We start from the raw sequence: 25,870 nt of genomic DNA, 5'->3' as shown, positions 1-25,870 counted from the left end.
CTCCTTGAAGCAGGTCAGGAGATACGGCAGTCGTTAAGCAGCTCGTCCATGTAAAAGGTCATTTCCGCCAAAGCTTCACGATATTCCGTTTGGGGAAGGAGCCACAGAATTTCGCGGGCCGCCTCGTTTTTCTCCAGAGCTACCTGAATCGCCTTGTCCAGAGCCTCTGCAAAAACGGGATTGTCCTGAAAGGCGGAGTAATCCACCACTTCACGGTTTTCAATGGCGTCCCGCAGGGTAGCTTCCACATTCCTGTCACCGCATTCCAGCAAATTGAAGATGGGAAGGGTCAGCTTGCCCTTGGTGGCATCCGTATGAAGCGTCTTTCCGGCATCGTCTTCATCTCCCACCATGTCCAGGCAGTCGTCGTAAATCTGGTAAGCCACACCCAGCAGATCCCCCAGCTGGTAAAGGGATTCCTCCACTTCCGGGGTTACTCCGGAAATCCAGCCAGCCCCCCCCGTAGCTGCGGAGAAAAGGGAAGCGGTTTTTTTCCGGATGATTTCAAAATATTCCTCGCGGGTCATGCTCAGATCATACAGGCGGCTGGACTGGGCTACCTCCCCCTGGCATACGTTCCTGACGGTATTCGCCAGCCTGCGGCAGAATTCCGTGCTGCCGAATTCCGTACCCAGCACCATGGCGTGGGAAAAGAGGACATCCCCCAGCAGTACGGCGAGGCTGTTGCCCCAGAGGGCATTCGCCGTAGCCTCGTCCCGGCGTTTGTCGGCCTCGTCAATCACGTCATCATGCACAAGGGAAGCCAGATGCACCATTTCCAGCAAAGCACCCAGGCGGATATGGGCAGGCTTGATGCCGCCCGTAGCGCCGGCAACCAGCAGAACCAGGGCCGGACGGAGCATTTTACCCTTGGACTGGCATACCGTTTCCATGTAATCGGCCACTTCCGGGTCAAAACATGATGATTGCGCTTCAACAAACTCGGAAACCTGCTTCAATTCCGGTTTAACCAGTTGAAGATAATGCTTCTGGGATCGTAATTTCGAAAAGAACGGAATGGACATGATATAGAACGGGGGCGGCGCTGGTCAGCGCCGCAGGGATTGTGGCATATTTAAAGTTCCCTAGCAATGTATTTCACAGGGCATCTTTCTCATAACCGGACGGCAATCCGCCAAACCCGGTCCGCCAGGCACCGGGCCCTCTCCCGGGATAAGGCTCATTTTGACCTTGAGCCAGGAGTTTTTCCTTCTACACTGGGCCATCATGAGAGCCTTGGTCTATGATTGCAGCGCGGGCATCAGCGGAGATATGAATCTGGCCGCCCTGATTGATTTGGGAGCGGACCGGGAAAACCTGGAACGGGAACTGTCCAAATTGCATGTGCACGGGGAGTGGAAGCTGGAATGCCGCCCGGCGCAGCAGCACGGCATCCGGGGAACACGGATTGACGTGCTGACGGAGGAAGAAGGGCATTCCGGCAGCAGCCATGCGCACCATCACCGAACTATGGCGGATATACGAAAGCTTATTGAGACAAGCGCCCTTTCCAATACCGTAAAACGGACGGCCCTTTCTATTTTCACCCTGCTGGCGGAGGCGGAAGCCCGCGTACACGGCACTACTTCTGAAGAAGTACATTTCCATGAAGTGGGCGCGGTGGATTCCATCATCGATATCGCGGGAGCTGCCATCTGCCTGGAAATGCTCCGGGTGGACACCGTCTTCACCGGACCGGTGGAGCTGGGGTCTGGCACCGTAACCTGCCAGCACGGAACAATGCCCGTTCCTGCGCCGGCAACGGCTTTGCTGGCGAAACATTTCCGGGCCACCTTGAATGGAACCACCCATGAGGCCACTACACCCACCGGAGCCGCCTACATTGCCGCCCTGGCGCAGCCCGTCCCCTCTCCGCTGGCAGGCCGTATTACCGCAACCGGCTATGGGATCGGCCACCGCCAGGGACTTCCCGTACCGAATATTCTACGGGTGATGCTGGTAGAAACGGAAGAAGAGGAAACTTCCCCGGAACTGCTGACGGAGCTGTGCGCCAATATAGACGATATGACGCCGGAACAGACAGCCTACCTGGCGGAAAAGCTGATGGAGGCAGGTGCTCTGGATACCTGGCAGGAGTCCGTCTGCATGAAGAAAGGCCGTCTGGCAGTCAAGGTTTGCGCCCTGTGCCAGCCGGAACAGACGGACCGCGTGCGGGAAGCCTTCTTCCGGCACAGCAGCACGCCGGGCATCAGGCAGCATGGCATGCTCCGCCATATTCTGCGCCGGGAAAGCGCCCCTGTCCACACTCCCCATGGAACGGTTCATGTAAAAACTTCTTTCATGCACGGCCGCCCCCATTACCGGAAAGCGGAATTTGAAGATTGCAGAATCCTGGCGGAAAAAACCGGATTGCCGCTGGGACAATGCCAGCTGATGGGGCTTTTTCCCACATCTTCCCATGACAACGACGCCACAGACTCCGTTTGAACGGCTTCGCGCCGTCCTTCTCCCCAGGAAACGCATTGCCGTCGCCTTGTCCGGGGGGCTGGACAGCAGCGTGTTGCTTGCCGCCGCCGTCCGTATCCTGGGAGCGGATCACTGCCTGGCACTGACTGCGCGAACGCCCTACGTGATGGAGGAGGAAGTGCGGGACAGCACGGCGTTGTGCCGCCGCCTGGGCGTCCGGCAGGAAAAACTGGCGTTTCCCATCCTTCCCGCCCTTGCGAATAATCCTCCCCTGCGCTGCTACCTGTGCAAGCATGCCCTGTTTTCCTCCCTGGCAGCCAGAGCGGCTGAGATGGGGTTCCCCCTGCTGGCGGACGGTTCCAATCTTGACGACCTGGACGATTACCGGCCAGGCCGCAAAGCTTTGCAGGAGCTCGGCATCCCGAGTCCCTTTCTGGAAGCTTCCATGGATAAGGAGGATATCCGCCGGCTGGCCTGCCGGCTGGGTCTTCCGGAATCAGTCAGCGGCAAACCGGCCTATGCGTGCCTGCTAACCCGCCTGGAACACAACCGCCCCGTAACGGAAGTTCTGCTGAGACGCGTGGACGCAGCGGAATCTTTCCTGAGAACCCTGGGTCTGAAAGGCTGCCGTGTCCGTGCTCACGGAGACAGCCTGGCCCGCATTGAATTGCCGGAAAAGGAACGCAGACTGTTCTGGGACGGACAGCTTGCCTCCACCGCAGCACGCCGGCTGCGGGAACTGGGCTTCCGGCACATCACCCTGGATCTGGAAGGATATTCCAGAGGGAGCATGAACGAACCCTCATGAACGACATCACCTCCATTCTGCATCAATTTAAAAAAGGCCTCCTTTCTGCGGAGGAAGCGGCGGAAAAAATTAGAGCCGGCACCGTACCCGCTCCTTCCCATACGGACATTGATTACAGCCGCCTGGAACGCACCGGGTGCCCGGAAGTCATTTACGGCGCAGGAAAAACGCCGGACCAGATTGAAGAGATAGCCCGCAGCCTGCTTGCCGCCGGACAAAATGTTCTGGCCACGCGTCTGAGCGGGGAAGCTCTGGACTACCTGAACCGCGCCTTTCCGGCGGCGGACATGCACCCGGAAGCCCGTCTCATGCGCATTGCTCCGAATCCCGTTCCGCGAACGGCGGGCTTCGTCGGCATCGTCAGCGCGGGGACCTCGGACCAATACGTAGCGGAGGAGGCCGCCCTGACGGCGGAATTTCTGGGCAGCCGGGTAGTCCGGTACCGGGATTGCGGCGTGGCCGGCCTGCACCGCCTGGTTTCCCATCTGGACTCCATCCGCCAAGCTACTGCGCTGGTGGCCGTGGCGGGCATGGAAGGAGCTCTCCCCAGCGTGCTGGCAGGCCTGGTAAAGGCCCCTGTGATAGCCGTGCCTACCAGCGTGGGCTATGGAGCCAATTTCCGCGGGGTAACCACCCTGCTCGCCATGATGAATTCCTGCGCCAACGGTGTTTCCGTCGTCAACATAGACAACGGCTTCGGGGCCGGTTTCAACGCCCACCTGATCAACAGCCTGGCATCCCGGCCCAGCTGAGGGCCGCCTGTCCATGACGGAACCTCCGGCATCCGTCATGGACAGATCCTCCGAATAGGCTTTAAATGTTCCGGAAACATCCCTCTCCATTCCCGTCATGACCAGATTTCCCCTGTTCCATGCCTTCTCCTGCTCCCTGCTGGCCCTGGCTTCCCAGGCGCTTGGGTGGCAGACCTCCGGAGAATCCGTTCCCGCTGTCCCCCAGGAATTCCGCGCGGCATGGATATCCACCGTTCATAATATTGACTGGCCCTCCCGTTCCGGCCTCTCCGGAGCAGCCCAGCGCGCGGAGCTGCTGAACATCCTGAATACCTGCGCCCAGTTGAAGCTGAACGCCGTGTTTCTCCAAGTGCGCCCGAACGCCGACGCCCTGTACCGCTCTTCTCTGGAACCGTGGAGCCAATGGCTTTCCGGCCCGGGCGTCAATCCTGGGTATGATCCTCTGGCTTTCGCCATTCAGGAGGCTCACCGCCGCGGCATTGAACTGCACGCCTGGTTCAACCCATTCCGGGCGAAGGCCAACGTCAAGCATGCCGTAGGCCGCAACCATATTTCCCTCACGCGCCCTGATTTGATGAAGCGAAACGGCTCCGTGCTGCTGATAAACCCCAGCGCCTCCGCCTCCCGCGACCACGCGCTGAAGGTTATCATGGATGTCGTGCGCCGCTACGACATTGACGGGGTGCACCTGGACGACTATTTCTACCCCTATCCCACTCCCGGCCGCGCCTGGTCTCCCGCCAGCTTTGGAGACGGGAAATCCCCCTCCCAGCGCCGGGGCTACATTGACGGCTTCGTGCAAGACATGTACAAATCCGTCAAATCTTCCAAACCCTGGGTGCGGGTGGGCGTCAGCCCGTTCGGCATCTGGAGGCCGGGCGTTCCCGGCGGCATTGAAGCGGGAGTGGACGCCTACGAGCATCTGGCGTGCGACGCCCGCAAGTGGCTTTCCCGCGGATGGGTGGATTACCTGGCCCCCCAGCTTTACTGGCGCTGCAGCCCGGCCAAGCAGAGCTTTCCCGCATTGATGCAATGGTGGGCCGCCCAGAACTCCAGACGCCCGGTGTGGCCCGGCATTGCCACGGCACGTATCATGAGCAGCGAAGACCCGGGCCGCCCCGCCTCTGAAATAGCGGCGCAGGTCAACTACTCCCGCAGCCTTGCCAGAACCGCCCCCGGGCAATGCTTCTGGAGCATCAAATCCATCATGCGGAATGCCGGAGGCATCCAGAAATACCTGAACAGATTGTACCCCTCCATGGCCGTTCCGCCCGCCATGCCCTGGTGCGGAACCGGCACACCCGGACAACCGCAGAATTTTTATGTGGCGGACAATGGTTCCACCGTAACCCTCTCCTGGCAGCCGTCCGGCAATCCCTCCCGGAAATGGGCCGTCCAGGCGCGCTACGGCAGCCAGTGGGCTACGCGCATCCTTCTGCCGGGCAGCCAGACCCGCGTAACCCTGCCCAAATCCTTCCTGGGGGATGCGGGGTCTGTCGCCGTCAGGGGCGTCAGCGCCTATGGAGCCCAGGGCCCGGCAGCAGCCGCCAGAAGGTAGAAAAGCTTTTTCCCAGCTGCCTCTACAAGAAGAAAAATAGAACACCGAGGTTCCTGTTTTTTGAACAACTCCAAAACAATCCATGTCTAAACACCCATGCATTCCCATGGCGCGGACATGAACAGAAGGCGTTTTATTGCTCTTTCCTCATTGGCGGCGCTGGGAACAATCAGCCAGGCCCGGGCAACAGGGCCATTCATACAACCACAGCACAAGATGACTAAACAGCAAGCCCCCTCCACGATCGGCTATGCCGACGGCAAATATGTACTGCCACCCCTTCCGTACGCCTACGACGCGCTTGAACCCATGCTGGATGAAAAAACCGTGCGCATCCACCACGACAAGCATCATGCGGCCTATGTCGCCGGAGCCAATGCCGCGGCTGAAAAGCTCCGTGAAATTGCGGACGGGAAACTGGACGCTTCCGCCACCACCAACTGGGTGCGTAACTTGTCCTTCAATGCTTCCGGCCATGTTCTCCATACCATTTACTGGACCAACATGACGCCTGATCCCAAAAAAGAGCCGCAAGGTCCTCTGGTAGATGCCATCAAGGAAAAATTCGGTTCTCTGGAAGCTATGATGAAGGAATTCAAGGCGGCTTCCCAGGGCGTGGAAGGTTCCGGCTGGGGCATTCTGGGCGTGGACCCCATCAGCAAGACGCTGGTAATCTGCGGGGCGGAAAAACATCAGAATCTGGAAATTCCCGGTCTCGTCCCCATTCTCGTCTGTGACGTTTGGGAACACGCCTATTATCTGAAGCACCAGAACCTCCGGGCGGACTATATTGAAGACTTCTGCCGCCTGATCAACTGGGACGATGTGGAACGCCGCTACCAGGAGGCTATGGCTTCCTGACCGTTTTTGCAGAAGTTGATTTTTCCTATCCCCAAACGGCACGGGCTTTCTGTAGTCCGCGCCGTTTTTTAACGCATTTTCATCTCGCTCTTGCATCCGGCACGGCAATAGGGCATACTGTTGCAGACTAATTATCTATCATTACACGCATGAAAAAAGTTTTCGTCTCCGGCTGCTATGATATCGTCCACGCTGGCCATATCCAGTTCTTTGAAGAAGCCCGCGCTCTGGGCGACTATCTAATCGTCTCTTTCGCTTCGGAACCCGTGCTGTGGCACCACAAGCAGCGCAAGCCGTCCATTCCGGACGAACACAAAAAAGTTCTGCTGGAAAGCCTGCGCATGGTTGACAAGGTTATCCTGGGTACCGGCATGAAAAAGGGCCTGGATTTTGAAGAAGAGTTTCTTCAGGAAAAACCGGACATCCTGGCTGTGACGGAAGACGACCTTTACAGCGATATCAAGAAGGAGCTGTGCGCCCGCGTCGGAGCCAATTACGTGGTGCTCCCCAAGACGCCCCCCAAATTCACTCCCGTCTCCACCACCATGCTGGTGAACCGCATCAAGGCTCCGTCCGCCGTACCGCTTCGCGTGGACTTTGCCGGGGGATGGCTGGACGTGCCCCGCTACGCCAGAAAAGGCTCCTATGTGGTCAACTGCGCCATCACCCCCATGGTTTCCCTCTGCGAATGGCCGTATGAAAAACGCTCCGGGCTGGGAGGCAGCGGCGCGTGGGCCATGCTGGAAGGGCGCGATCCGGTCGCGTCCGAACTCGCTCTGGGCGTCGGTTGGCAGGATCCTGCCGTCATTGCGGAAACGGGGTTGTGCGTATGGCGCTCCGGCAGTTCTCCGGTGCTGGATGTCAAAGGCACGGGTGACTTCCTGGAAGGAAGAATGGCCATTCTATATACGGGTGAAGAACACGACACCCCAAAGATGGCGGATGAACAACGGGACTACGTACGCATCTCCCAATCCTCCCTCATTGCCCGCACCGGAGTGCTGGAACGCAACATCAATACACTGGCGGCAGGCGTAGCCCTGTACTACAGCGTGCAGCTTGACGAAGGAATGCGCCCCCTGCCGGATATTCCCAATGCCCTTGCAAAAAAATATCTGGGAGGCGGCTACGGGGGATACGCCCTGTACCTTTTCCCCTGCCGGGATGATCGCGACCAGGCTGTCAAGGACAACCCGGCAATGAAACGGGTGGAGCCGTATTGCCGCCAGCTGTTCAAGTAAATTCCCCCCCTTTCATGTCCCTGATGCGGAACAGCCTGGTTGCCTCCGGCGCCATCTTCGCCTGCCGCCTGACAGGCATGGCCAGGGAAATTGTGTACACCTCCCTGTTCGGGGCCACGGGAGCCCTGGACGCCTTTTACACGGCTTTCCGTATTCCCAACCTGTTAAGAGATCTGTTTGCGGAAGGGGCTCTTTCCCAATCCTATACCAGCGTAGCCTCCAAAACGCGGGAGGCGCAGGGAGACGCGGCCGCGTGGGAACTGACCAACAAGGTAGCTACCCAGCTTTCCGCCCTGATGATCGCCATTGTAACGCTGGGGATTCTATTTGCAGGGCCCGTCATGGAAGCCCTCTACAGCGGGGATCACTCTCTGGCGGAGCAATTGTTCGCCACAGACCTGAGCCGCATCATGTGGCCTTTCATCGGATTCGCCTCCCTGTCCGCCCTCATCATGGGGGCGCTGAACATGGTGGGGGTTTTCGGATTGCCCATGCTGGCCTCCGCCGCTTTCAACGTTACTTCCATCCTGCTCGGCCTTCTGATTGGATATTTCATTGATCCATCCTTCGGCCCCAAAGCTTTGTACGGTTTTGCCTGCGGCGTCACCATCGGGGGCATGGCCCAGATTGCCGTGCAGCTCCCCAAACTCAGCAAAACCGGCTTCTGCTGGAAACCCAATTTCCAATGGAACGATCCCCGCGTGCGCAAAATCTGGGGGCTGATGCTTCCCTCCGTGCTGGCTTCAGGCGTGACGCAGTTCACCATCTTCATCAATACGGGGTTCGCTCTGGATCTCCAAAAAGGCTCCGTCACCGCCCTGACCACGGCGTTCCGCCTCTGGCAGCTTCCCGTGGGGCTCTTCGGAGTTGCGACGGGCATGGTGGTGCTGCCCGCTGTTTCCCGCATGATGGTGGGAGACGGCAGAAAAGAGGTGGCTGTCCACATCGCCAAGGGGTTGCGGCTGGTGGCATTCTTTGCGGTACCCGCTTTTCTCATCCTCTCCATCCTGGGAACGGAATTCGTCTCCTCCGTATACCAGTGGGGCCGCTTCAACCAGGAGGCCGTGCGTTACACGGGGGAAGTGCTGGGAGCCTATTCCCTGGGCCTGCTGGGCTATGCCGGGACCAAGGTGGTACAGCCCGTCTTCCTGGCTCTTGAAAAACGCTGGGTTCCCCTGATTGCCGCCGCTGTGGCTCTGGCTATCAGCATCGGCCTCAACTACTGTTTCGTCTACATCCTGCATAAAAACGCGGCGTGGCTGGCGCTGACCACCTCCGTGGTCACTACCTTCAATTTTCTCTTTTACTTCTTTTACCTGCGACGCCAGCTGGGCGGCGTAGACGGACGGACGCTGCTTTCCGGACTGGCCAGGATCATGGCGGCGGGAATATTTCTGGGGGCCGTGTGCTGGGCAGGCAAGGCATGGTTCCTCCAGGGCTTCCTGAACTGGACCTTCCCGGCCAGGGTGCTGGGGATATCCCTGGTCTGCGGTTGCGCCGGCATCGTTTACCTGGCGGCGGCTTTCCTGCTGAAGACGCCGGAGCTGGAAGCGGTGCGCGCCAAATTCCTGAAACGCTGACGGGAAAAATCCCTTCCATAGAGGGAGGAACGCCCTCCGCAAGAAAAAGAATGGCCGCCGCAAGCATTCTCCTTGCCAGGGGTGCGCTCAATGAGTAAAGTTTTTCCGCCTATGCGGAGAACAGCCTGTTTTCCGCCAGGGCATCAAAATCTACGACTGCACCACAACAATGGACATGATTTCCCCCAGCATTGCGGCATTGACCCCTTCCCTGACCCTCAAGGTGACCAACCGGGCCAAGGCTATGAAAGCCTCCGGTGAAGAAGTTTACGGTTTGGCAGGCGGTGAACCTGAAATGGACACCCCGGAAAACATCAAGCAGGCAGCCATCGCGGCCCTGAACAACGGAGCCACCAAATATACGCCTTCCGCCGGTCTTCCCGCACTCCGCCAGGCCATCGCAGAAAAGCTCAAGAGGGAAAACAACCTGGAATACGATTTCACCCAGATCACCGTGGGAGCCGGCGCCAAGCACGCCTGTTTCAACGCCATCATGGCAACCGTATCCGAGGGGGATGAAGTCATCATCCCCGCTCCGTACTGGGTCAGCTATCCGGAAATGGTCCGCATGTGCGGAGGCATCCCCGTCATCGTGGAAACCACGGCGGAAAACGGATGGAAGCTTACCGCCGAACAATTTGAGGAAGCCATGACCCCCCGCACCAAGATGGTCATCCTCACTACCCCGAACAATCCGACCGGGTCCGTTTATTCCGAAGAAGAACTGCGCGCCCTGGGAGAAGTGGCCCTGAGCGAAGACATCCTCATCCTGGCTGATGAAATTTACGAACACCTCGTATACGGGGACGCCAGGCACGTCAGCATCGCCTCCCTCAGTCCGGAACTGTACGACCTGACCATCACCATCAACGGCTTCTCCAAGGGCTACGCCATGACTGGATGGCGCCTAGGCTATTCCGCAGCTCCGGCAGCCATTGCCAAGGCCATCCAGATGATTCAGGATCACACCACTTCCAACGTCTGTACGTTCGCCCAGTATGGAGGTATTGAGGCCCTTACGGGAGACCAGAGCTTCATCAGCGACATGCGCGACGAATATGACATGCGCCGCCAGTACGTTTACTCCCGCCTCAGCGCCATCCCGAATATCAGTGTTGTGGAGCCGCAGGGCGCTTTCTACTTCTTTGTGGACACAAGCAGGCTGGGACTCACCTCCCTGAATCTGTGCGACAAGCTTCTGGAACGCTACAAGGTCGCGGCCGTCCCCGGCATCGCCTTCGGCAATGACAAGGCCATCCGCATCAGCTACTGCACCACGCTGGACATTCTGAAAGAAGCTCTGGACCGCTTTGAAGAATTCTGCAAGGCGCATTAAAAAACGTTGATCACCATAAAAAGGCGTTCCACGTCAAGCGGAACGCCTTTTTATTCTTCCGGATTTCCCACCTGCAGCAAACCTGCGGCAAGGAAATGCGTGCCATGCCTCGCAACCGGATTGCCCTGCACGAAAAGGCATGATTAAATAAATCTCATATGAATACCCCCGTTCTCAACGACAACCTGCGCGCCGCCACGGAAGCCCTTTGCAATCTGCTCGCCAAGGAAGACAAGGTTGTGGCCTCCAAGGCAAAAATAGGTCTCTTTTTCCAAAATCCGGAAGCAACCAAGCTTTTTGAAGAAGTAAACGCTTACGGAGAAGAACTGCGCAACAAGCACCTGGCGGGAATGCCTCCTACCGAAGAGGAAATTTCCAAATTCGACGCCCTGCGTGAAAACGTCATCAAGAATGATGCGGCCCGCGGCTTTTTGGAAGCCCGCCAGACCATTGACGAACTCCTGAACACCATCAATCATTATCTGGGCATGTCCATTGACCTTGGCCGCGCTCCCACTCCTGAAGAAATAGAGGAAGCCCGCCAGCGCGCCATGAGCGCCCAGTCCTCCTGCTCCTGCGGCGGCCAGTGCGACAAGGAAAATTGCGATTGCGACGGCAAGTGTGACCACGACCATAAGGACGGCGGTTGCGGCTGCGGCAACCATTAAGACAATCTTTCAACTTTTGCCAAACGGCTTCACTCAAAAAGTGAAGCCGTTTTTTCTTCCCGAAAACAAACGATACTGTCCAGCGCGCCTGCAATTTCCTCCGGAAAACCGGGCGGACTACTGCACCTCTTTATTGAGCGCCATATTTTCGACGCTCCGATGTTTGCACAGCACCGGCATCTTGCACCTTCCCTTCTTCGCCAGAACAGGCAAGATGCTTGAATGGGACGGGAACCCGTGCTAGCCTCATCCTAAGGAATCATGACTTTTTCCAACCGTCCCGCTCCCCTCCCGTTCTTCAAAACGGATTTCCCGCTGTTCCTGGCTCCAATGGCTGGAGTGACGGACCCCATTTTCCGCACTATCTGCAAGGAGCTTGGAGTGGATGTAATGGTAACGGAATTCGTCTCTGCGGAAGGAATTCTCCAGGCATGGGAAAGAAACCGCAGGTACACAAAGATAGAAAATGCCCACCGCCCCATAGGCATCCAGCTCTTCGGAGCGGATGGGAACCACATGGGAGAGGCGGCCAGAATTATCCTGGACCATGAAAAGCCGGATTTTATCGATATCAACTTCGGCTGCCCGGTTCCCAAGGTGGTTGGCAAAAATGGAGGTTCCTCCCTCCTGAAAGACCTTCCCCTGCTGGCTTCCGTTGCCGGAGGCGTCGTGAAAGCCGTAGGAGAGAGAATCCCCGTCACGGCCAAAATACGTATTGGCTGGGATTTTCAGAGCCTGTGCGCCATGGACGCGTGCCGCCTGCTGGAGAATGAGGGAATTTCCATGATCACCATTCACGGGCGCACCCGCTCCCAGCAGTATTCCGGAACGGCCAACTGGGACATTATTGACGAATGCGCGCGGGCCATGTCCGTGCCGGTCATCGGGAACGGGGATATTTCCACCCCGCAGGCCGTAGCTTATGTAAAAGAAAATACGGCCGTCAGCGGCGTCATGATTGGCCGTGCGGCCATGGAAAACCCATGGATTTTCGGAGACGCCAAGTATTATCTGCTGCACGGAACCATGCCGCCGGCCAGAGACCCGCAGGAAAAGGCGGCCCTGATTTTGCGGCATGCCCGGATGGCCCTGGAATCCCGCCATTATGGGGACGAACTTCACACCATGCGCCATATGAGGTCACGAATCCTGGCTTATACGAAGGGATTTCCCGGCGCCAAGGAAATGCGTTCCCGCCTGGTGCGGGTATCCAGCATGCCGGAGCTGGAAGACCTGCTTTCCAAGCTCCCCCGCCAGAAGCCCTGAGTACAGGGAAAATCCCGCTTTCCGGAAGATTCCGCAGGGTTTGGAAAGCGGCGGAGAGGGAAGGAGGTTCTTCCCGCCTCCGGACACGCCCGAAAAAAAATGCCATTTTGAGGGAAGCTAAGTTGACTTTACGTTCCGAACCTGTCAGAAATAGGGGAGTATCCTGCCGCTCCATTTCGGCAGACTTCCAACAATAGCATCCAGAGATCGACGTGTACTCCAACGAATCATATCTCATCGAACTTCTTACGCAGGCCGGATATCTGAATGAAGAAATTCTTCAGTACGCGCGCAGTCAAAAATCTCCCACCCAGGACCTGGTCGATTTTCTGATTCAGGCCGATTATCTTACGGAAGACGTCATCGCTCAGGTGGCGGCGTCAAACTCCCTGCTCCCCGTCGTGGACCTGGGCTCCATGCACATCCCCCAGGAGGTGCGCGAACTCATTACGCCGGAACTTGCCAGGCGCTTCCGGGCCATCCCCATTTCCGACGACGGTTTTTCCATCAACATTGCTATTGACGACCCCCTGAATCTGGAAACCATGGACAGCCTGCCCCAGCTGATGGGGCGGGATGTGATTTTCAGCGTCGCCACCCACAGCGCGGTAGAAAGCCGGTTGAATGAATTTTACCGGGATCTGAGCGTTCCGGAAGAAACCGACGGGCTGGAAGGGGAGGATGCTCCCATTATCCGGCTGGTGCAGCAGATGCTGACGGACGCTTTCAAAATGAGGGCTTCCGACATCCACATTGAGCCCATGGAAAACAGGCTCCGCATCCGCTACCGCGTGGACGGCAAGCTGGTGGAAGTGGCCACGCATCCCAAAAAACTGCTCAGCCCCATCATCGCTCGCCTCAAGGTAATGAGTACCACCATGAGCATTGCGGAAAAACGCATGCCCCAGGACGGGCGAATCCAGATGAGCATCGGCGGCAAGCAAATCGACCTCCGTGTTTCATCCGTCCCCAGCAACCACGGGGAAAGCATCGTCATGCGTATCCTGGACAAATCCGCCCTGGTGCTGGGCCTTCCCCAGCTCGGATTTTTCTCGGATGATGAAGCTGTGTTCGACCGCCTCATCACGCTGCCGGACGGCATTATCCTGGTGACGGGTCCTACCGGTTCCGGTAAAACCACGACCCTTTACGCGTGCCTGAACCACATCAACCGCCCGGATAAAAAAATCATCACGGTGGAAGACCCTGTGGAATACGAACTCTCCGGCATCAACCAGGTAATGGTAAAGGCGGATATCGGCATGACCTTCGCCGCCGCCCTGCGCGCCATGCTCCGCCAGGCTCCCAACATCATCATGATCGGGGAAATTCGAGACATGGAAACAGCCAGCATCGCCATCAACGCCTCCCTGACGGGGCACCTCGTATTCTCCACCCTTCACACCAATGACGCTCCCAGCGCCGTGGCCCGTCTGGCGGACATCGGCATCAAACGCTTCCTGATCGCCTCCTCCGTCCGCGCCATCATGGCCCAGCGTCTTGTCCGCAAGCTGTGCGACCGCTGCAAGGTGGACGGCACTCTGACGGAAAAGCAGGCGCATACGCTGAACATTGACATGTCCCGCCTTGCCCAGGGCCAAATCAAGGCGCCCCACGGCTGCGACTTTTGCCGCGGCGGCGGATTCAAGGGCCGGATGGGGCTGTTTGAGATTTTCGAAATCGACGACGAGGTGCGCCGCATGATTAACGAAAATCTGACTTCCCCCCAGCTGCGCCAGCGCGCCCGGGAACTGGGCATGAGAACCTTGAGGGAAGACGGCGTACGCAAAGTGCTGGCCGGCCTTACTTCTCCGGAAGAAGTGCTGAACGTCACCATGGGAGACGCCAACTGATTTTTCCCCGCTATTCATTCTGCTTATTATGGACACCAACCTCACACTGGAACTTTTCATCGGCCGGGGAATGATTGACAAATCCCTGGCAAAGGACATCAAGGAGGAAATGATCGCCTCCGGCAAGGAGCTGCCGGAAGTGCTTGCAGACTTCGGCATCATCGGCAGCAAGGATGATATCTGGCAGATGATTGCCAGCGACCTGGGTACGGAATTCATTACACTGGACAACTTCCAGCCGGATCCGAACGTGCAGAACATGATGCCGGCCACGCTCGTGCGCCTGCACGGGGCGCTCCCTGTGCGGCATGGTCCGGAAGGCCTGTACGTCTGCCTGGTGGATCCCCTGAATCCCCAGACGGTGGAAGACCTGCGCTTCGCCCTCGGCCAGGACATCCATGTTCTGGTAGCGCCGGATTACCAGATTTCCGAACGCATCAATGAGCTTTATGGAGGCGAATCCGCCGCCATGTCCGACCTGATGCAGGAGCTGAACAACATGCAGGTCAACAATGAGACGGAGGACTCCGCCGCCGCTCCCGTCATCCGCTTTGTGGACCTCGTCATTACGCAGGCCATCAAGGAAAAGGCCTCCGACATTCACTTCGAACCTTTTGAGAAGGAATTCAAAATCCGCTACCGTGTGGACGGCGCCCTGTATGAAATGCAGCCTCCCCCCGTCCACCTGTCCGTGCCGGTCATTTCCCGCGTCAAAGTCATGGCGAACATGAACATCGCGGAACGCCGCATTCCGCAGGACGGACGCATCGTCAAGCAGATAGGAAACCGTTCCGTGGACATGCGCGTTTCCTCCCTTCCCACTCAGTACGGAGAATCCGTGGTGCTCCGCGTTCTGGACCGCTCTTCCGTCAACTTGAACATGGACAACCTGGGGCTTCCCGCGCATATCCACGAATATATTCTGGATACGGTCCACAAGCCCAACGGCATTTTCATCGTTACCGGCCCCACCGGCGCCGGCAAGACAACTACGCTGTATGCCGCCCTGCGTGAAATCAATACCATTGATTCCAAGGTGCTGACGGCGGAAGACCCTGTTGAATACGATATTGACGGCATCATCCAGATTCCTATCAATGAAGCCATCGGCCTGGACTTCCCAATGGTGCTCCGCGCCTTCCTGCGACAGGACCCGGACCGTATTCTGGTGGGGGAAATGCGAGACATGGCAACAGCGCAGATCGCCATCCAGGCATCCCTGACGGGTCACCTGGTTCTCTCCACCCTGCACACGAACGACTCCGCCGGAGCCATTACGCGACTGGTGGACATGGGATGCGAACCTTTCCTGGTGGCGGCTTCCCTGGAAGGGGTGCTTGCACAGCGCCTGGTGCGCACCATCTGTCCGGACTGCCGCACGCCGTATGAACCCTCATCCACCATCCTCTCCCAGCTTGGCGTCTCTCCCTATGAACTGGGAGACAAGCACTTTTTCACGGGCCGAGGCTGTGATAAATGCTCCAATTCCGGCTACAGGGGCCGCAAGGGGATTTATGAGCTCCTGGATATTAACGATACCCTGCGCGACATGATTACGGATCGCGCTCCTTCCGTGGTGCTGAAGCAGAAAGCCATTGAAATGGGCATGTCCACGCTGCGGGAAGACGGGCTGAGAAATATTTATGACGGCAACACCACCATTGAAGAAGTGCTGAAATATACTTAACGGACAGCCGGACGCCGTTGCTTCCCCTTATTTCAACCACTAAGAAAAAACACTTAAAATACAACATATATGCCTAAATATCAATACACAGCACTTGACCATAAAGGCGACCAGAAAACAGGTACCCTGGAGGCCAATTCCGAAGCGGAGGCCATGGAATCCATCCGGGCGCATGGCCTGTACCCCACCCAGATCGTAGAAGCGGGCAAGGGCAAGATTCAGCAGACGCCTGCCGCCAAGAAAAAGGCCAAGGGAGCCAAGAAGCAAAAAGGCAAGCTGGGAGGCAAAATCAAGGCCAAGGCTCTGATGATTTTCACCCGCCAGCTTGCTACGCTGATTGACGCGGGGCTTCCCCTGCTCCAGAGTTTGAACGTGCTGGCCAAACAGGAGGCAAACCCCAACCTGCGCGTAACCATTGAGGCTCTTGGAGATTCCGTTCAGGGCGGCTCCACCTTCTCGGAAGCCCTGGCCCAACACCCCAGAATTTTTGACCGCCTGTTTGTCAACATGGTAAAGGCCGGGGAACTGGGCGGTGTGCTGGAAGTCGTGCTGAACCGTCTGGCGGAATACCAGGAAAAGGCCCAAAAGCTGAAAAGCAAGGTGATCTCCGCCATGGTGTATCCCTCCATCGTCCTGTTTATCGCCGTAGGCATCGTGATCTTCCTGATGCTGGTCATCGTGCCCAAATTCAAGGCGATGTTCGCAGAACAGAACCAGGAACTTCCCGGTATTTCCGAGTTTGTGTTCGGCATCAGCGACTGGTTCATGGCCGCCCCCTTCTTTGTGCCCAATGCCGTCATTCTGGCCGCGGTAGTCGCCATCCTGTACGCTGTTTTCACGGCCATGAGCAAGACGCCCAACGGACGCCGCAAGATTGACTCCGCTCTGCTGACCATGCCGGTCATCGGCAATGTGCAGAGCAAAAGCGCCATCGCCCGCTTCGCCCGAACCTTCGGTACGCTGGTGACTTCCGGCGTCCCCATCCTCCAGGCGCTTACCATCACGAAGGATACCGCCGGCAACATGATCGTGGGAGACGCCATCGGCCTCATCCATGACTCCGTCAAGGAAGGCGAATCCGTAGTTACGCCCATGTCCTCCTCCAAGCTTTTCCCGCCCATGGTAATCTCCATGGTGGACGTGGGGGAAGAAACCGGCCAGTTGCCGGACATGCTCCTGAAAATCGCGGACGTGTATGATGATGAAGTGGACAATGCCGTGGGAGCTATGACCTCCATGCTGGAACCCATCATGATCGTATTCCTGGCCGTGGTCGTGGGCGGCATCGTGTTCGCCATGTTCCTTCCCCTCCTGCAGGTTATTGAAAAGATGGGATAACCCCTCAAGCAGAATCAGATGAAAAATCATTCCGCATACCGCCGGCTCCGGGAGGCAAAGGGGTTCACCCTCATGGAAATCCTGGTAGTGATGGTGATCATCGTGGTGCTGGCCACGCTGACCATCTCCATTTACACCTGGCTTGAAACCAGAAAGAACGAACAGGCTACGGAATCCATTGTCCGCAAAATTGAAATGGGGCTGGAGAGCTACCACAGCGACCATGACCGCTACCCCTACGGCACGGAAGCTCCCTTCAACAATCACGGCGTAGCCGTGGCCAACGGGGAGGAATACAGTTCCAACGTGGTTTACATGGCTCTGTTCGGCGACCATAAGAATGAGGGTGTTCCTTCCAGGGATACAACCATTTACAATGATGAGTTGAACCCCTCTACGCAGCCCAAAAGCAACCCGACTGTCCGGGAAGTCCATGTGAAAAGCAAGGACGGCAGGCCGGTTACCCTTTATATTCTTGCGGATCCATGGGGTTCCCCCTACCGCTACCGCCTGGGCAGCGAGCAGTCCATCCCCACCAGAACCGACAGGGCCAGAAACCTGAAAATGGGCAACGGCCTGAATCCGGATTATGATTTCTGGTCTTTCGGAAAAGACGGGGACAGTGATTTGAAAGACCCGCACGCCCCTGAAAACGAAGATGACATCGGCAACCTGCCGAAGTTCTGACCTTACCGGTATTTTTCCGCGCACGGCTTCTTTTCCGGCAGCCTTCCTCCTCTTCCGGCGGAGGAAGGCTTTGTGCATATTTTCTGGCATCCGCACGGCTTCTGAAGTATGATTCGGGCACTGACATGAAACGTATTTCCCTGATCGTTCCCTGCCTGAATGAAGAAGAAGCCATTCCGGCGTTCAAGCAAGAAATAGACCGGGTTTTCAAGGAATGCCTGGAGGGCTACGCCCCGGAACTTATCTTCGTGGACGACGGTTCCACGGACCGCTCCCTGGAAATGATTAAGAAAATGGCGGAACACTCCCCTGAAGTAAAATTCATTTCCTTCTCCCGCAATTTCGGGAAGGAAGCCGCCATCTATGCGGGCCTGGAAGCGGCCACAGGGGATTATGCCGCCGTCATGGATGTGGACCTTCAGGATCCTCCTTCCCTGCTTCCGGATATGCTGAAAGCCATTGAAAAGGAAGGATATGACTGTGCGGGAACGCGCCGCGTCACCCGGCAGGGGGAACCGCTGCTGCGGTCCTTTTTCGCCCGCGCCTTTTATAAGACGATTCATCAGATATCGGACACCCGCATCGTGGACGGAGCCCGGGACTACAAGCTGATGACTCGGCCCGTACTGGAAGCCCTGCTTTCCCTGAAGGAGTACAACCGATTTTCCAAAGGGCTGTACGAATGGGTGGGGTTCCGGACCAAATGGTTTGAATATGAAAATGTGGAACGGGTGGCAGGAGAAACCAAGTGGTCTTTCTTCAAGCTGTTCCTGTACTCCATTGAAGGTATCGTGGCCTTTTCCACCGCCCCTCTGGCGCTGGCTTCCATCATGGGGGTACTTCTTTCCTTCATCTCATTCCTTTCCATCATTATCTTGACTGTCCGCGAATTGATCTGGCCCCATTCCGCTTATGGATGGACTTCCCTGGTATGCGTCTTCTGCATGATGGGTGGCATCGTGCTGCTGTGCTTGGGCATTTTGGGCCAATATCTGGCCAAAACCTATACGGAAGTTAAAAAGCGCCCTATTTACATCGCCAGGGAACGTTCCATCAAGCCTTTCAACTAACCTTGCCTATGGACACAGAACCGGATTTCAGCATTATTACGCCCAGCTATAATTACGCCCGCTACGTAAGGGAATGCATAGAGAGCGTCAAAAACCAGGAAGGGGCTACATTTGAACACATTATCCAGGACGCAGGGTCCACGGACGGCACCCTGGATATCCTGCACTCCTACCCTCACCTGAAACTGCATGTGGAAAAGGATTCCGGCATGTCGGAAGGCATCAACCGCGGCTTCCGCAAGGCGCGCGGGAAATGGGTTATGTGGCTGAATACGGATGACCGGTTGCTGCCGGGGGCTCTGGCGGCGGTCAAGGCTTTTGCGGATTCCCGCCCGGATGCGGACATTGTGTATGGAGCATGGAATTTCATCGGGCCGGACGGAGAAATCCAACGCGCCATGAAGGCCCTGCCCTACAGTCTGAACATGCACATCTGGTACGGCACCTATCTGGCTTCCACCGCATTGTTCCTGCGCCGGAGCACTACTATTGAAGAGGGGTTCCTGCTGGACGAACGCTTCCACTACGACATGGACGGGGAATATTACGCGCGCCTGGGCCGGGCGGGGAAGAAGTTCGTGCATTACAACAGGCTGCTGGCGGATTTTCGCTGGCATGGCGACAATCTGAGCGCCCCCAATATCGAATGCCGGGACATGGACGCTGAGCTAAAGCGCCAGAAGCAGCACGGAGAGGATGCCGCCATCAAGCGCATTTACGGCCTTTCCTTTTCCAAGCACAGCTGCAACAATATCATGGACGGCTTCATGCGTGAGGCCTACCGTATGAAAAAGGCCTTCCTTTATCTTACCACTCCCTGGGAAAAGTAACCCGTTCTTTCCTGCTTCTCCCAGAAAAGCCGCTGCCTTCCCCCTTCATCCTCCCAAGGAAGGCACAGCCCCGATACGGCAAGGGCCGCAGCCGTTATTACAGCTGCGGCCCTCAATGAAACCTGATGGAAAAAGGCGGCCTTCCCTTAATTAAGGCCGTCAAACAGTTCTTCTTCCCGGAAAAATCTTGCCAGCTCCACGGCGGCGGATTCACGGCTGTCGGACGCATGACAGATGTTCATCATGCTGTCTGTTCCGAAATCGCCGCGGATAGTGCCCTTCTGCGCCTTCTGGGAATTGGTGGGCCCCAGCAGTTCGCGCACGCGCACAATAACGCCGGGCCCTTTCAGGGCAATGGCGATGACGGGAGAACTGGTCATGAAATCAAGCAGCTTCGGGAAAAGCGGTTCCCCATTGATGACCAGATCCAGAATATGGGCGTAATGTTCCCGGAGCACCGGTTCGTCAAGCTGGATCATCTTTATGCCGCGCAGGCGAAACCCTTCGGACAAAAAACGTTTCAAAATGGTGCCGGAAAGGTTTTTCCGCACACAGTCGGGCTTCAGCAAAATCAGCGTTGTTTCTTCTTGAGTGTTTGGCATAAAATCAGCGAAGTTTCAGGATGGAGTGAGGGAATTACACCCTAATCCCCGTCAGGTCAAGGATAATTGCACAACTGGTCTTTTCTGTTGGGAAAGGAATTCGTCACAAATTCCTCTTATAGGAATCGCACCGGTTCCGCCATCCGGCAAGCCAGCGCGCTTCTCCGCGGCCCGGCGGGCTGTTGTCCACGCGGCGCTGAAGCACCCTTTTGGCCGCTTCCGCAAATTCAACCGCCGCAGGCTGTCCGGGAGAAACGGGGCGCATTTCCTCCAGCACCTGCCTGAGCCCCCAGCCAATCCCCCGGTACTGTTCCGCCGGATTGGTTCCTTCTCCCTTGAAATTCACGTAGTCAATCAGGGCATACATGCCGTTGGGAACCGACGCCACGGCGTAATAGCGGGCCGCCATCTCTTCCGGACGGCGGGACTGGCCCTTGATACGCTCCAGAGCGGCCACAGACCTGGCAATAATGAAATCCGCCTGCATTTGCAGGGCCGCCGGGCTGGACAACCACCGGCGCATCCGTTCAGGAAGACCGCCGCGAACGTCCGCCGTTTCAAATTCCTTTCTGGTCCGCCACGGAGCCGCTCCGGAAAACCATTCCGGAACCCGGATTCCCTTCCTGCGGCAGAACTGAATGAAAGCAGGGAAACTTTCCTCAAACCTTTCCGTGACTCCGGCAGGAAACCAGATGAAATGTCCGATTCCCAGGGATGGAAACGCCTCTCCCCGGTTCCAGGAAACCAGCCCCCTTATTGTCCCGGCACATTCGTTTTGCCAGATTTTCCGCGCAATTTTTGCCTTCACTTCCCCCGTATCCGGCGCCGCCTGAACCCAGACGGGCACGCAACACGCAAGCATCAGGACACAACCTGCCGTTTTTCCATGCATGCAGATACTTTCCTTCCCCAACACAGACAAGTCAAGCCGCTTCAATTTCCCGTGCCAAAGCCAGCGGTTCATGCTACCCTTGCCGTGCACGGCATGATTCTGGCGTTCAATAAACCTTACGGTATTCTCTCCCAATTTACGAAGGAGGCTCCCCACCACCGGACACTGGCTGAATTCGGGTTTCCTCCTGGCGTGTATCCTGTAGGAAGGCTGGATGCGGATTCGGAAGGGCTGCTTCTTTTATCCGATGAGAAGGGCCTGGCGGACCGTCTCCTGAACCCCTCCGGCAGGCATCCCAGAACTTATTGGAGCCAGGTGGAAGGCACTCCTTCCGAAACGGACCTTCGCCCTCTGGAACTCGGGGGCCTCCGCATCCGCGGGCACTGCACGCTGCCTTGCCGGGCACGCCTCATGCGCAGGGAGCCTGACGTGCCGCCCCGCATCCCTCCCGTCCGCTACCGCGCCTCCATTCCCACCTCATGGCTGGAATTGACGCTGGTGGAAGGGAAAAACCGCCAGGTGCGGCGCATGACCGCCGCCATCGGTTTTCCCACACTCCGGCTTCTTCGCGCCAGAATCGGAAATTTCTCCCTGGCGGGACTGAAACCCGGCGCATGGAAAGAACTGGATTCCCGCGAGCGAAGGCAGCTCATGCCGTAATATAAGCTTGATTCCGGACAGGAACCGTTTTTATATCTCTCTCCGCATCAGGATATCTACCTAGACCTTTTTACATGAAAGCCGAACTCGTCGAACAAGCCTCCAAAATCATTCCCGAGCCCCAAATGCTGATCAACGTGGTTTCCCGCCGCGTAGCCCAGCTTAATAATGGCCGCGCCCCGCTGGTGCCTACCACACCCCATATGGGCAACGCGAACATTGCCCTGACGGAAATCATTGAAGGCAAGCTCGTCTATCATACGGAATCCGGCAGCCTCCAGGAAGACAACCAGTAACAACACATTCCCTTTATTGCCGTTCCGGACCGGAATTCCGTACGGAATCCTCTCTATCCAGCCAGGCCCCGGTCTCCCAGCCCGGGGCCTTTTCATCCTTCTCCCCTTCGTGCCATGAGCTCCGACATTTCCACCAACAAAAAAGCCCGCCGGGATTACGAAATTCTGGACACCTACGAATGCGGCATGGAACTCAAGGGAACGGAAGTCAAATCCATCCGCGCCGGCAAGGTGAATATTGCCGATTCCTTCGCCAGGGTGGAAAACGGCCAGATGCTCCTGTACGGCTGCGACATCCAGCCCTGGGAGACAGCGGGAGAATTCTTCCAGCACCAGGCGCGCCGGCCCCGCCGCCTTCTTCTTCATAAACGGGAAATTTTCAAACTGGAACAGCAGACCTCCCAGAAAGGCTGCTCCCTGGTAGCTCTCAAGCTGTATTGGAAAAACGGCAAGGTGAAACTGGCTCTAGGCCTGGGCAAGGGCAAAACCCACCGCGACCAGCGCTACGATTTGAAAGCCCGCGTGGAAATGCGCGAAGCCCAGCGGGAAGTGGCCCGCATCAACCGCCGTTAAGCCAGGCGGCAACAGCATGGTTGCCGTCCGCTTCCTCCCGGAAGCCTTTCTCCGCCCCAGCCATTCCCTGATATCCGGCATCTGTCCGGGGATAAACGGCAACGCCGCCAAAGGCGGGAAACCAGACCCACTTCAGCGCCCGGAAAAAAACCGGCTACAGCCGGCCGGACATGCATGCAGGAAAAGTTACAATTTCCAATCCACGGGCAATTCCACCTGGCCGCCCTTTTTATCATCATAACGGATGAAACCGTGTTCCGCCCCGTACCAGTGCACATCCCGCGTCACCTTCACGTCAAAACAGCAATAACGGGCTATATCCATTAAAAGCTCCGTATTACCCGTCTGCGCGTATTCCGCCCACCATTTGAGAGCCTGGGTGCCCACGGCCGTTTTTGAAGAACCGATGGAGGCGGCCGCCACGGAATCCAGCTTGACGCGCACTCCCCCGCGCTGTTCGATGTCCTTGCACAAATCAAGGTTGTTCGTGATATCAATCATGTTCCACATCGTATAACGCTGGAGCACGCCATAGTCGAAATGCTCGTGGTTGTAACCCACCACCAGGTCGGCCTGGGAAAGCTGCCGGATGAGATCATCCACCATTTCCTCAGAATAAATCGTATATTTGCCGGAAGCCGTGGAATAAGTCACGCCCACGGAAAGGCGCATCTCGGCCGTATTATGCCAGCCGCCCACCTCCGCCGCGGAATGACGGGTTTCCAAATCAAAATATACGATGTCTCTCATCGGGTGAAAACGTACATTATTTGCCACTTTTGGACAAGTCCCACTTGAACGGGAGGCCTGTTTGTGATGAGAATAAGCGCATGCAGCCCCGTTTCCACATCGTCATGTTCCATCCGGAAATTCCGCATAATACAGGAGCTGCCGGACGGTTGGCGCTGGCAACGGGTTCCAGGCTCCATTTGATCAAACCTTTGGGGTTCAGTCTGGATGAAAAGCATGTGCGCCGTACGGGTCTGGACTATTGGGCCAAGGTGGACCTGCATGTCTGGGACAGCCTGGAGGAATTGAAGCAGGCGGCAGCCCCCGGCGCGCAGTTCTGGTACCTGAGCACCAAGGCGCCACGTTCCCATTGGGATGCGGTTTTCCACGCAGGGGACTATCTGGTTTTTGGACCGGAATCCCGCGGATTGCCGGAAAGCATGCTGAGAGAACACGCAGATACCGCCCTGACTATTCCGATGCCCGGAGAAGGAGCCCGCAGCCTGAATTTATCCACAGCCGTAGCTGTCGTCCTTTATGAAGGACTGCGCCAGACCGGCATTTGACGAGCCCCCCGCCTGCCTCTCCACATCGGCATGGATGTTCTGCGGGTTCCACCACCAAAGAACACAGGGCCATGAAGAGGCGGGTTCCGCGTCTTTCCTCCGTCAGGGACATACCAGATAAAAGAGAATCAAGGAAGAGACGGCTCCGCAGATATCCCAGAACATGCCCTTATGGGAATCCCGTATAGTTTCCCAGGGAACTGAAAAAATGATCTGCTTCATCCCCACCCGCGATAACGGCATATTGCCATTCAATAATTCCATGAGCTGCCTCTACAGCCATAATGGAAAAAGCCCAGGACAATGAACAGTACGGTTGAATACCGCCGGCGGATAGAAAGGATATTTTCACGAAAAAGAAAAGCGGAAGGCAGATGCAGGAAAGGCGCCGGATATTGCTTCCGGCGCCTTTCCTGATTAAAACCTGTCACCGCATGTCGATCGTAGGAACCGGAATGCGGTCCTTGGGCCCTGTGTAAAGAGTCAGCGGCCTGTACAGCGTGTTATCCTCCATTTGTTCCAGAACCTGGGCCACCCAGCCGCTACAGCGGGCAATGGAGAAAATGGCGGTAAACAGCCTGGTGGGGATCCCGATGCTGTAATAAACCGTGGCGGAATAAAAATCCACATTGGCGTTCAAGCCCTTGCGCTCCCGGACAAGTTTCGCGATGCGTTCCGACATGCGGATCCACTTGGGTTCACCGATTCGGGAGGAAAGGCGGATGGCCATGCGTCGCAAATGCGGGGCGCGGGGATCCAGCACGCGGTACACGCGGTGGCCCATGCCCATGATTTTTTCCTTCCGCGCCAGCTTGTCCTCAATGTAGGAGTCCACCCGGTCCTCCGTGCCTATTTCCTTGAGCATTTCAATCACGCCCTCATTGGCGCCCCCATGAAGCGGCCCCTTCAGCGTGCCGATGGCCGCGGTGATGGCGGAATACATGTCCGAAAGCGTGGCGATGCAGACGCGCGCCGCAAAGGTGGAGGCATTCATGCCGTGGTCTGCGTGCAGAATGTAGGCTACCTCCAGAATATGGGCTTCATACTGATCCGGTTCCTCACCCTTCAGCAACCACAGGAAATGTTCCGCCTCGCTCAGGTCCTCCCGAACGGGGGGAAGCTCCAGACCCTGGCACAAACGGTAGTAATACGCCACCATCACGGGAACCTTGGCTATGAGGCTGAGGCCTATTTCCTTCAACTGCCCGGCATCCTTCGTCCGGTCGTCATACATGCCGAGCATGGAAACAGCCGTCCGGAGGGCGGACATGGGCCGGGCGGACTTGGTGGCCGTTTTGAAGAAATCCAGAATGGGCTGGGGCAGGTCGCGGTCGGAACGGAGGCGTTTCTTGATGCCCTCCAATTCCTCACGGTTGGGAAGACGCTTGTTGAGAAGCAGATAAACCACTTCTTCAAAACAGCACATCTCCACCAGATCATCGATATCGTAGCCCAGATACAACAGACGCCCTTCCTCGCCGCGCACGTCACTCAAAGCGGATTCATTGGCGATGATTCCTTTTAAACCTTTGGGATATGCGAGGCGCTCGGAAAAAGTGTCATTGCTCATGTTAAAAAATGCTACTGGTG

At 57.0% G+C, this 25,870-nt stretch carries 25 protein-coding genes; 20 read left to right on the top strand and 5 right to left on the bottom strand.

The genetic code is table 11. The features are described 5' to 3' along the window. Positions 1-14: 14 nt before the first annotated feature. Entirely contained in the window at positions 15-959 is a 945-nt protein-coding gene (locus tag AMUC_RS08535) for a polyprenyl synthetase family protein (RefSeq protein ID WP_052294473.1), read from the bottom strand. A gap of 268 nt (positions 960-1,227) precedes the next feature. On the opposite strand from AMUC_RS08535, the gene larC reads away from it, so the two are divergent. From larC to AMUC_RS08455, 16 genes are all read left to right on the top strand, one after another. After that, entirely contained in the window at positions 1,228-2,448 is a 1,221-nt protein-coding gene (larC, locus tag AMUC_RS08530) for a nickel pincer cofactor biosynthesis protein LarC (RefSeq protein WP_012420631.1), read from the top strand. Continuing rightward, entirely contained in the window at positions 2,420-3,235 is an 816-nt protein-coding gene (gene larE / locus AMUC_RS08525; RefSeq protein ID WP_012420630.1) for an ATP-dependent sacrificial sulfur transferase LarE, read from the top strand. The genes larC and larE overlap by 29 nt, the downstream gene beginning before the upstream one ends. Continuing rightward, positions 3,232-3,987 (top strand): nickel pincer cofactor biosynthesis protein LarB, encoded by a 756-nt coding sequence (larB, locus tag AMUC_RS08520; RefSeq protein ID WP_012420629.1) that lies wholly within the window; start codon positions 3,232-3,234, stop codon positions 3,985-3,987. The genes larE and larB overlap by 4 nt, the downstream gene beginning before the upstream one ends. 97 nt (positions 3,988-4,084) lie before the next feature. Continuing rightward, positions 4,085-5,545, top strand: a complete 1,461-nt coding sequence (locus tag AMUC_RS08515) for a glycoside hydrolase family 10-like protein (RefSeq protein WP_012420628.1) — start codon at positions 4,085-4,087, stop codon at positions 5,543-5,545. A gap of 216 nt (positions 5,546-5,761) precedes the next feature. Continuing rightward, positions 5,762-6,406, top strand: a complete 645-nt coding sequence (locus tag AMUC_RS08510; protein ID WP_012420627.1) for a superoxide dismutase — start codon at positions 5,762-5,764, stop codon at positions 6,404-6,406. Positions 6,407-6,555: 149 nt separating this feature from the next. After that, positions 6,556-7,647, top strand: coding sequence for an adenylyltransferase/cytidyltransferase family protein (locus AMUC_RS08505; protein ID WP_012420626.1), 1,092 nt, complete (start codon positions 6,556-6,558; stop codon positions 7,645-7,647). Between the two features lie 14 nt (positions 7,648-7,661). Then, on the top strand, positions 7,662-9,227 hold the full coding sequence (gene murJ / locus AMUC_RS08500; RefSeq protein ID WP_012420625.1) for a murein biosynthesis integral membrane protein MurJ: 1,566 nt from the start codon (positions 7,662-7,664) through the stop codon (positions 9,225-9,227). 169 nt (positions 9,228-9,396) lie between these two features. Then, complete coding sequence (locus tag AMUC_RS08495) at positions 9,397-10,563, top strand: pyridoxal phosphate-dependent aminotransferase (RefSeq protein WP_012420624.1); 1,167 nt, start codon at positions 9,397-9,399, stop codon at positions 10,561-10,563. A gap of 158 nt (positions 10,564-10,721) precedes the next feature. Further along, positions 10,722-11,231: a YlbF/YmcA family competence regulator gene (locus AMUC_RS08490; RefSeq protein WP_012420623.1), complete on the top strand. Its 510-nt coding sequence runs from the start codon at positions 10,722-10,724 to the stop codon at positions 11,229-11,231. Between the two features lie 261 nt (positions 11,232-11,492). Beyond that, positions 11,493-12,497 (top strand): tRNA dihydrouridine synthase DusB, encoded by a 1,005-nt coding sequence (dusB, locus tag AMUC_RS08485; protein WP_012420622.1) that lies wholly within the window; start codon positions 11,493-11,495, stop codon positions 12,495-12,497. A 212-nt stretch (positions 12,498-12,709) separates the two neighbouring features. Next, positions 12,710-14,350: a GspE/PulE family protein gene (locus tag AMUC_RS08480; protein WP_012420621.1), complete on the top strand. Its 1,641-nt coding sequence runs from the start codon at positions 12,710-12,712 to the stop codon at positions 14,348-14,350. A 28-nt stretch (positions 14,351-14,378) separates the two neighbouring features. Then, positions 14,379-16,037, top strand: a complete 1,659-nt coding sequence (locus tag AMUC_RS08475) for a GspE/PulE family protein (protein WP_012420620.1) — start codon at positions 14,379-14,381, stop codon at positions 16,035-16,037. Positions 16,038-16,106: 69 nt separating this feature from the next. Continuing rightward, complete coding sequence (locus AMUC_RS08470; protein WP_012420619.1) at positions 16,107-17,375, top strand: type II secretion system F family protein; 1,269 nt, start codon at positions 16,107-16,109, stop codon at positions 17,373-17,375. Positions 17,376-17,393: 18 nt separating this feature from the next. After that, a complete protein-coding gene (locus tag AMUC_RS12090) occupies positions 17,394-18,062 on the top strand; it encodes a prepilin-type N-terminal cleavage/methylation domain-containing protein (protein WP_012420618.1) in 669 nt (222 codons plus the stop codon). 125 nt (positions 18,063-18,187) lie between these two features. Further along, the gene (locus AMUC_RS08460) at positions 18,188-19,132 is read left to right on the top strand and encodes a glycosyltransferase family 2 protein (RefSeq protein WP_012420617.1); all 945 of its coding nucleotides are present in this window, start codon (positions 18,188-18,190) and stop codon (positions 19,130-19,132) included. Between the two features lie 8 nt (positions 19,133-19,140). After that, positions 19,141-19,962, top strand: a complete 822-nt coding sequence (locus tag AMUC_RS08455) for a glycosyltransferase family 2 protein (RefSeq protein ID WP_012420616.1) — start codon at positions 19,141-19,143, stop codon at positions 19,960-19,962. A 146-nt stretch (positions 19,963-20,108) separates the two neighbouring features. Here AMUC_RS08455 and AMUC_RS08450 read toward each other — a convergent pair whose 3' ends face one another. Both AMUC_RS08450 and AMUC_RS08445 read right to left on the bottom strand, forming a co-directional pair. Further along, entirely contained in the window at positions 20,109-20,564 is a 456-nt protein-coding gene (locus tag AMUC_RS08450; protein ID WP_012420615.1) for a nucleoside-diphosphate kinase, read from the bottom strand. Positions 20,565-20,667: 103 nt separating this feature from the next. Continuing rightward, positions 20,668-21,426, bottom strand: a complete 759-nt coding sequence (locus AMUC_RS08445; protein ID WP_042448186.1) for a hypothetical protein — start codon at positions 21,424-21,426, stop codon at positions 20,668-20,670. 123 nt (positions 21,427-21,549) lie between these two features. Here AMUC_RS08445 and AMUC_RS08440 point away from each other — a divergent pair, with 123 nt between their 5' ends. The 3 genes from AMUC_RS08440 to smpB all read left to right on the top strand — a co-directional run bounded on the left by AMUC_RS08440 (position 21,550) and on the right by smpB (position 22,985). Further along, positions 21,550-22,116, top strand: coding sequence for a pseudouridine synthase (locus AMUC_RS08440; protein ID WP_012420613.1), 567 nt, complete (start codon positions 21,550-21,552; stop codon positions 22,114-22,116). A 74-nt stretch (positions 22,117-22,190) separates the two neighbouring features. After that, on the top strand, positions 22,191-22,412 hold the full coding sequence (locus AMUC_RS08435) for a DNA-directed RNA polymerase subunit omega (RefSeq protein ID WP_012420612.1): 222 nt from the start codon (positions 22,191-22,193) through the stop codon (positions 22,410-22,412). A gap of 114 nt (positions 22,413-22,526) precedes the next feature. Beyond that, complete coding sequence (gene smpB / locus AMUC_RS08430) at positions 22,527-22,985, top strand: SsrA-binding protein SmpB (RefSeq protein WP_012420611.1); 459 nt, start codon at positions 22,527-22,529, stop codon at positions 22,983-22,985. Positions 22,986-23,171: 186 nt separating this feature from the next. Here smpB and AMUC_RS08425 read toward each other — a convergent pair whose 3' ends face one another. Then, the gene (locus AMUC_RS08425; protein ID WP_012420610.1) at positions 23,172-23,735 is read right to left on the bottom strand and encodes a ribonuclease H-like domain-containing protein; all 564 of its coding nucleotides are present in this window, start codon (positions 23,733-23,735) and stop codon (positions 23,172-23,174) included. A gap of 80 nt (positions 23,736-23,815) precedes the next feature. Between AMUC_RS08425 and AMUC_RS08420 the strand changes: the two genes are divergently transcribed. Next, entirely contained in the window at positions 23,816-24,280 is a 465-nt protein-coding gene (locus AMUC_RS08420) for a tRNA (cytidine(34)-2'-O)-methyltransferase (protein WP_012420609.1), read from the top strand. Positions 24,281-24,707: 427 nt separating this feature from the next. Here the strand turns inward: AMUC_RS08420 and AMUC_RS08415 are convergent, their stop codons facing one another. Further along, positions 24,708-25,850 (bottom strand): citrate/2-methylcitrate synthase, encoded by a 1,143-nt coding sequence (locus AMUC_RS08415; RefSeq protein WP_012420608.1) that lies wholly within the window; start codon positions 25,848-25,850, stop codon positions 24,708-24,710. Between the last annotated feature and the right edge of the window lie 20 nt (positions 25,851-25,870).

Source organism: Akkermansia muciniphila ATCC BAA-835 (assembly GCF_000020225.1).
In the GTDB taxonomy this organism is placed as follows: Bacteria; Verrucomicrobiota; Verrucomicrobiia; order Verrucomicrobiales; family Akkermansiaceae; genus Akkermansia; species Akkermansia muciniphila.
Note: the sequence above shows the minus strand (reverse complement) of the source record. Positions and strands in the feature narration are given on the sequence as shown.

Bases quoted from the DNA above. Each gene is read 5' to 3' on its own strand.
- larB (WP_012420629.1), top strand. From the start codon at position 3,232: ATGAACGACATCACCTCCATTCTGCATCAATTTAAAAAAGGCCTCCTT.
- AMUC_RS08490 (WP_012420623.1), top strand. From the start codon at position 10,722: ATGAATACCCCCGTTCTCAACGACAACCTGCGCGCCGCCACGGAAGCC.
- AMUC_RS08470 (WP_012420619.1), top strand. From the start codon at position 16,107: ATGCCTAAATATCAATACACAGCACTTGACCATAAAGGCGACCAGAAA.
- AMUC_RS08440 (WP_012420613.1), top strand. From the start codon at position 21,550: ATGATTCTGGCGTTCAATAAACCTTACGGTATTCTCTCCCAATTTACG.
- dusB (WP_012420622.1), top strand. From the start codon at position 11,493: ATGACTTTTTCCAACCGTCCCGCTCCCCTCCCGTTCTTCAAAACGGAT.
- AMUC_RS08505 (WP_012420626.1), top strand. From the start codon at position 6,556: ATGAAAAAAGTTTTCGTCTCCGGCTGCTATGATATCGTCCACGCTGGC.
- AMUC_RS08415 (WP_012420608.1), bottom strand. From the start codon at position 25,850: ATGAGCAATGACACTTTTTCCGAGCGCCTCGCATATCCCAAAGGTTTA.
- AMUC_RS08420 (WP_012420609.1), top strand. From the start codon at position 23,816: ATGCAGCCCCGTTTCCACATCGTCATGTTCCATCCGGAAATTCCGCAT.
- murJ (WP_012420625.1), top strand. From the start codon at position 7,662: ATGTCCCTGATGCGGAACAGCCTGGTTGCCTCCGGCGCCATCTTCGCC.
- AMUC_RS08475 (WP_012420620.1), top strand. From the start codon at position 14,379: ATGGACACCAACCTCACACTGGAACTTTTCATCGGCCGGGGAATGATT.
- smpB (WP_012420611.1), top strand. From the start codon at position 22,527: ATGAGCTCCGACATTTCCACCAACAAAAAAGCCCGCCGGGATTACGAA.
- AMUC_RS08425 (WP_012420610.1), bottom strand. From the start codon at position 23,735: ATGAGAGACATCGTATATTTTGATTTGGAAACCCGTCATTCCGCGGCG.
- AMUC_RS08515 (WP_012420628.1), top strand. From the start codon at position 4,085: ATGACCAGATTTCCCCTGTTCCATGCCTTCTCCTGCTCCCTGCTGGCC.
- AMUC_RS08435 (WP_012420612.1), top strand. From the start codon at position 22,191: ATGAAAGCCGAACTCGTCGAACAAGCCTCCAAAATCATTCCCGAGCCC.
- AMUC_RS08495 (WP_012420624.1), top strand. From the start codon at position 9,397: ATGGACATGATTTCCCCCAGCATTGCGGCATTGACCCCTTCCCTGACC.
- larC (WP_012420631.1), top strand. From the start codon at position 1,228: ATGAGAGCCTTGGTCTATGATTGCAGCGCGGGCATCAGCGGAGATATG.
- AMUC_RS08445 (WP_042448186.1), bottom strand. From the start codon at position 21,426: ATGCTTGCGTGTTGCGTGCCCGTCTGGGTTCAGGCGGCGCCGGATACG.
- AMUC_RS08510 (WP_012420627.1), top strand. From the start codon at position 5,762: ATGACTAAACAGCAAGCCCCCTCCACGATCGGCTATGCCGACGGCAAA.
- larE (WP_012420630.1), top strand. From the start codon at position 2,420: ATGACAACGACGCCACAGACTCCGTTTGAACGGCTTCGCGCCGTCCTT.
- AMUC_RS08460 (WP_012420617.1), top strand. From the start codon at position 18,188: ATGAAACGTATTTCCCTGATCGTTCCCTGCCTGAATGAAGAAGAAGCC.
- AMUC_RS08450 (WP_012420615.1), bottom strand. From the start codon at position 20,564: ATGCCAAACACTCAAGAAGAAACAACGCTGATTTTGCTGAAGCCCGAC.
- AMUC_RS12090 (WP_012420618.1), top strand. From the start codon at position 17,394: ATGAAAAATCATTCCGCATACCGCCGGCTCCGGGAGGCAAAGGGGTTC.
- AMUC_RS08455 (WP_012420616.1), top strand. From the start codon at position 19,141: ATGGACACAGAACCGGATTTCAGCATTATTACGCCCAGCTATAATTAC.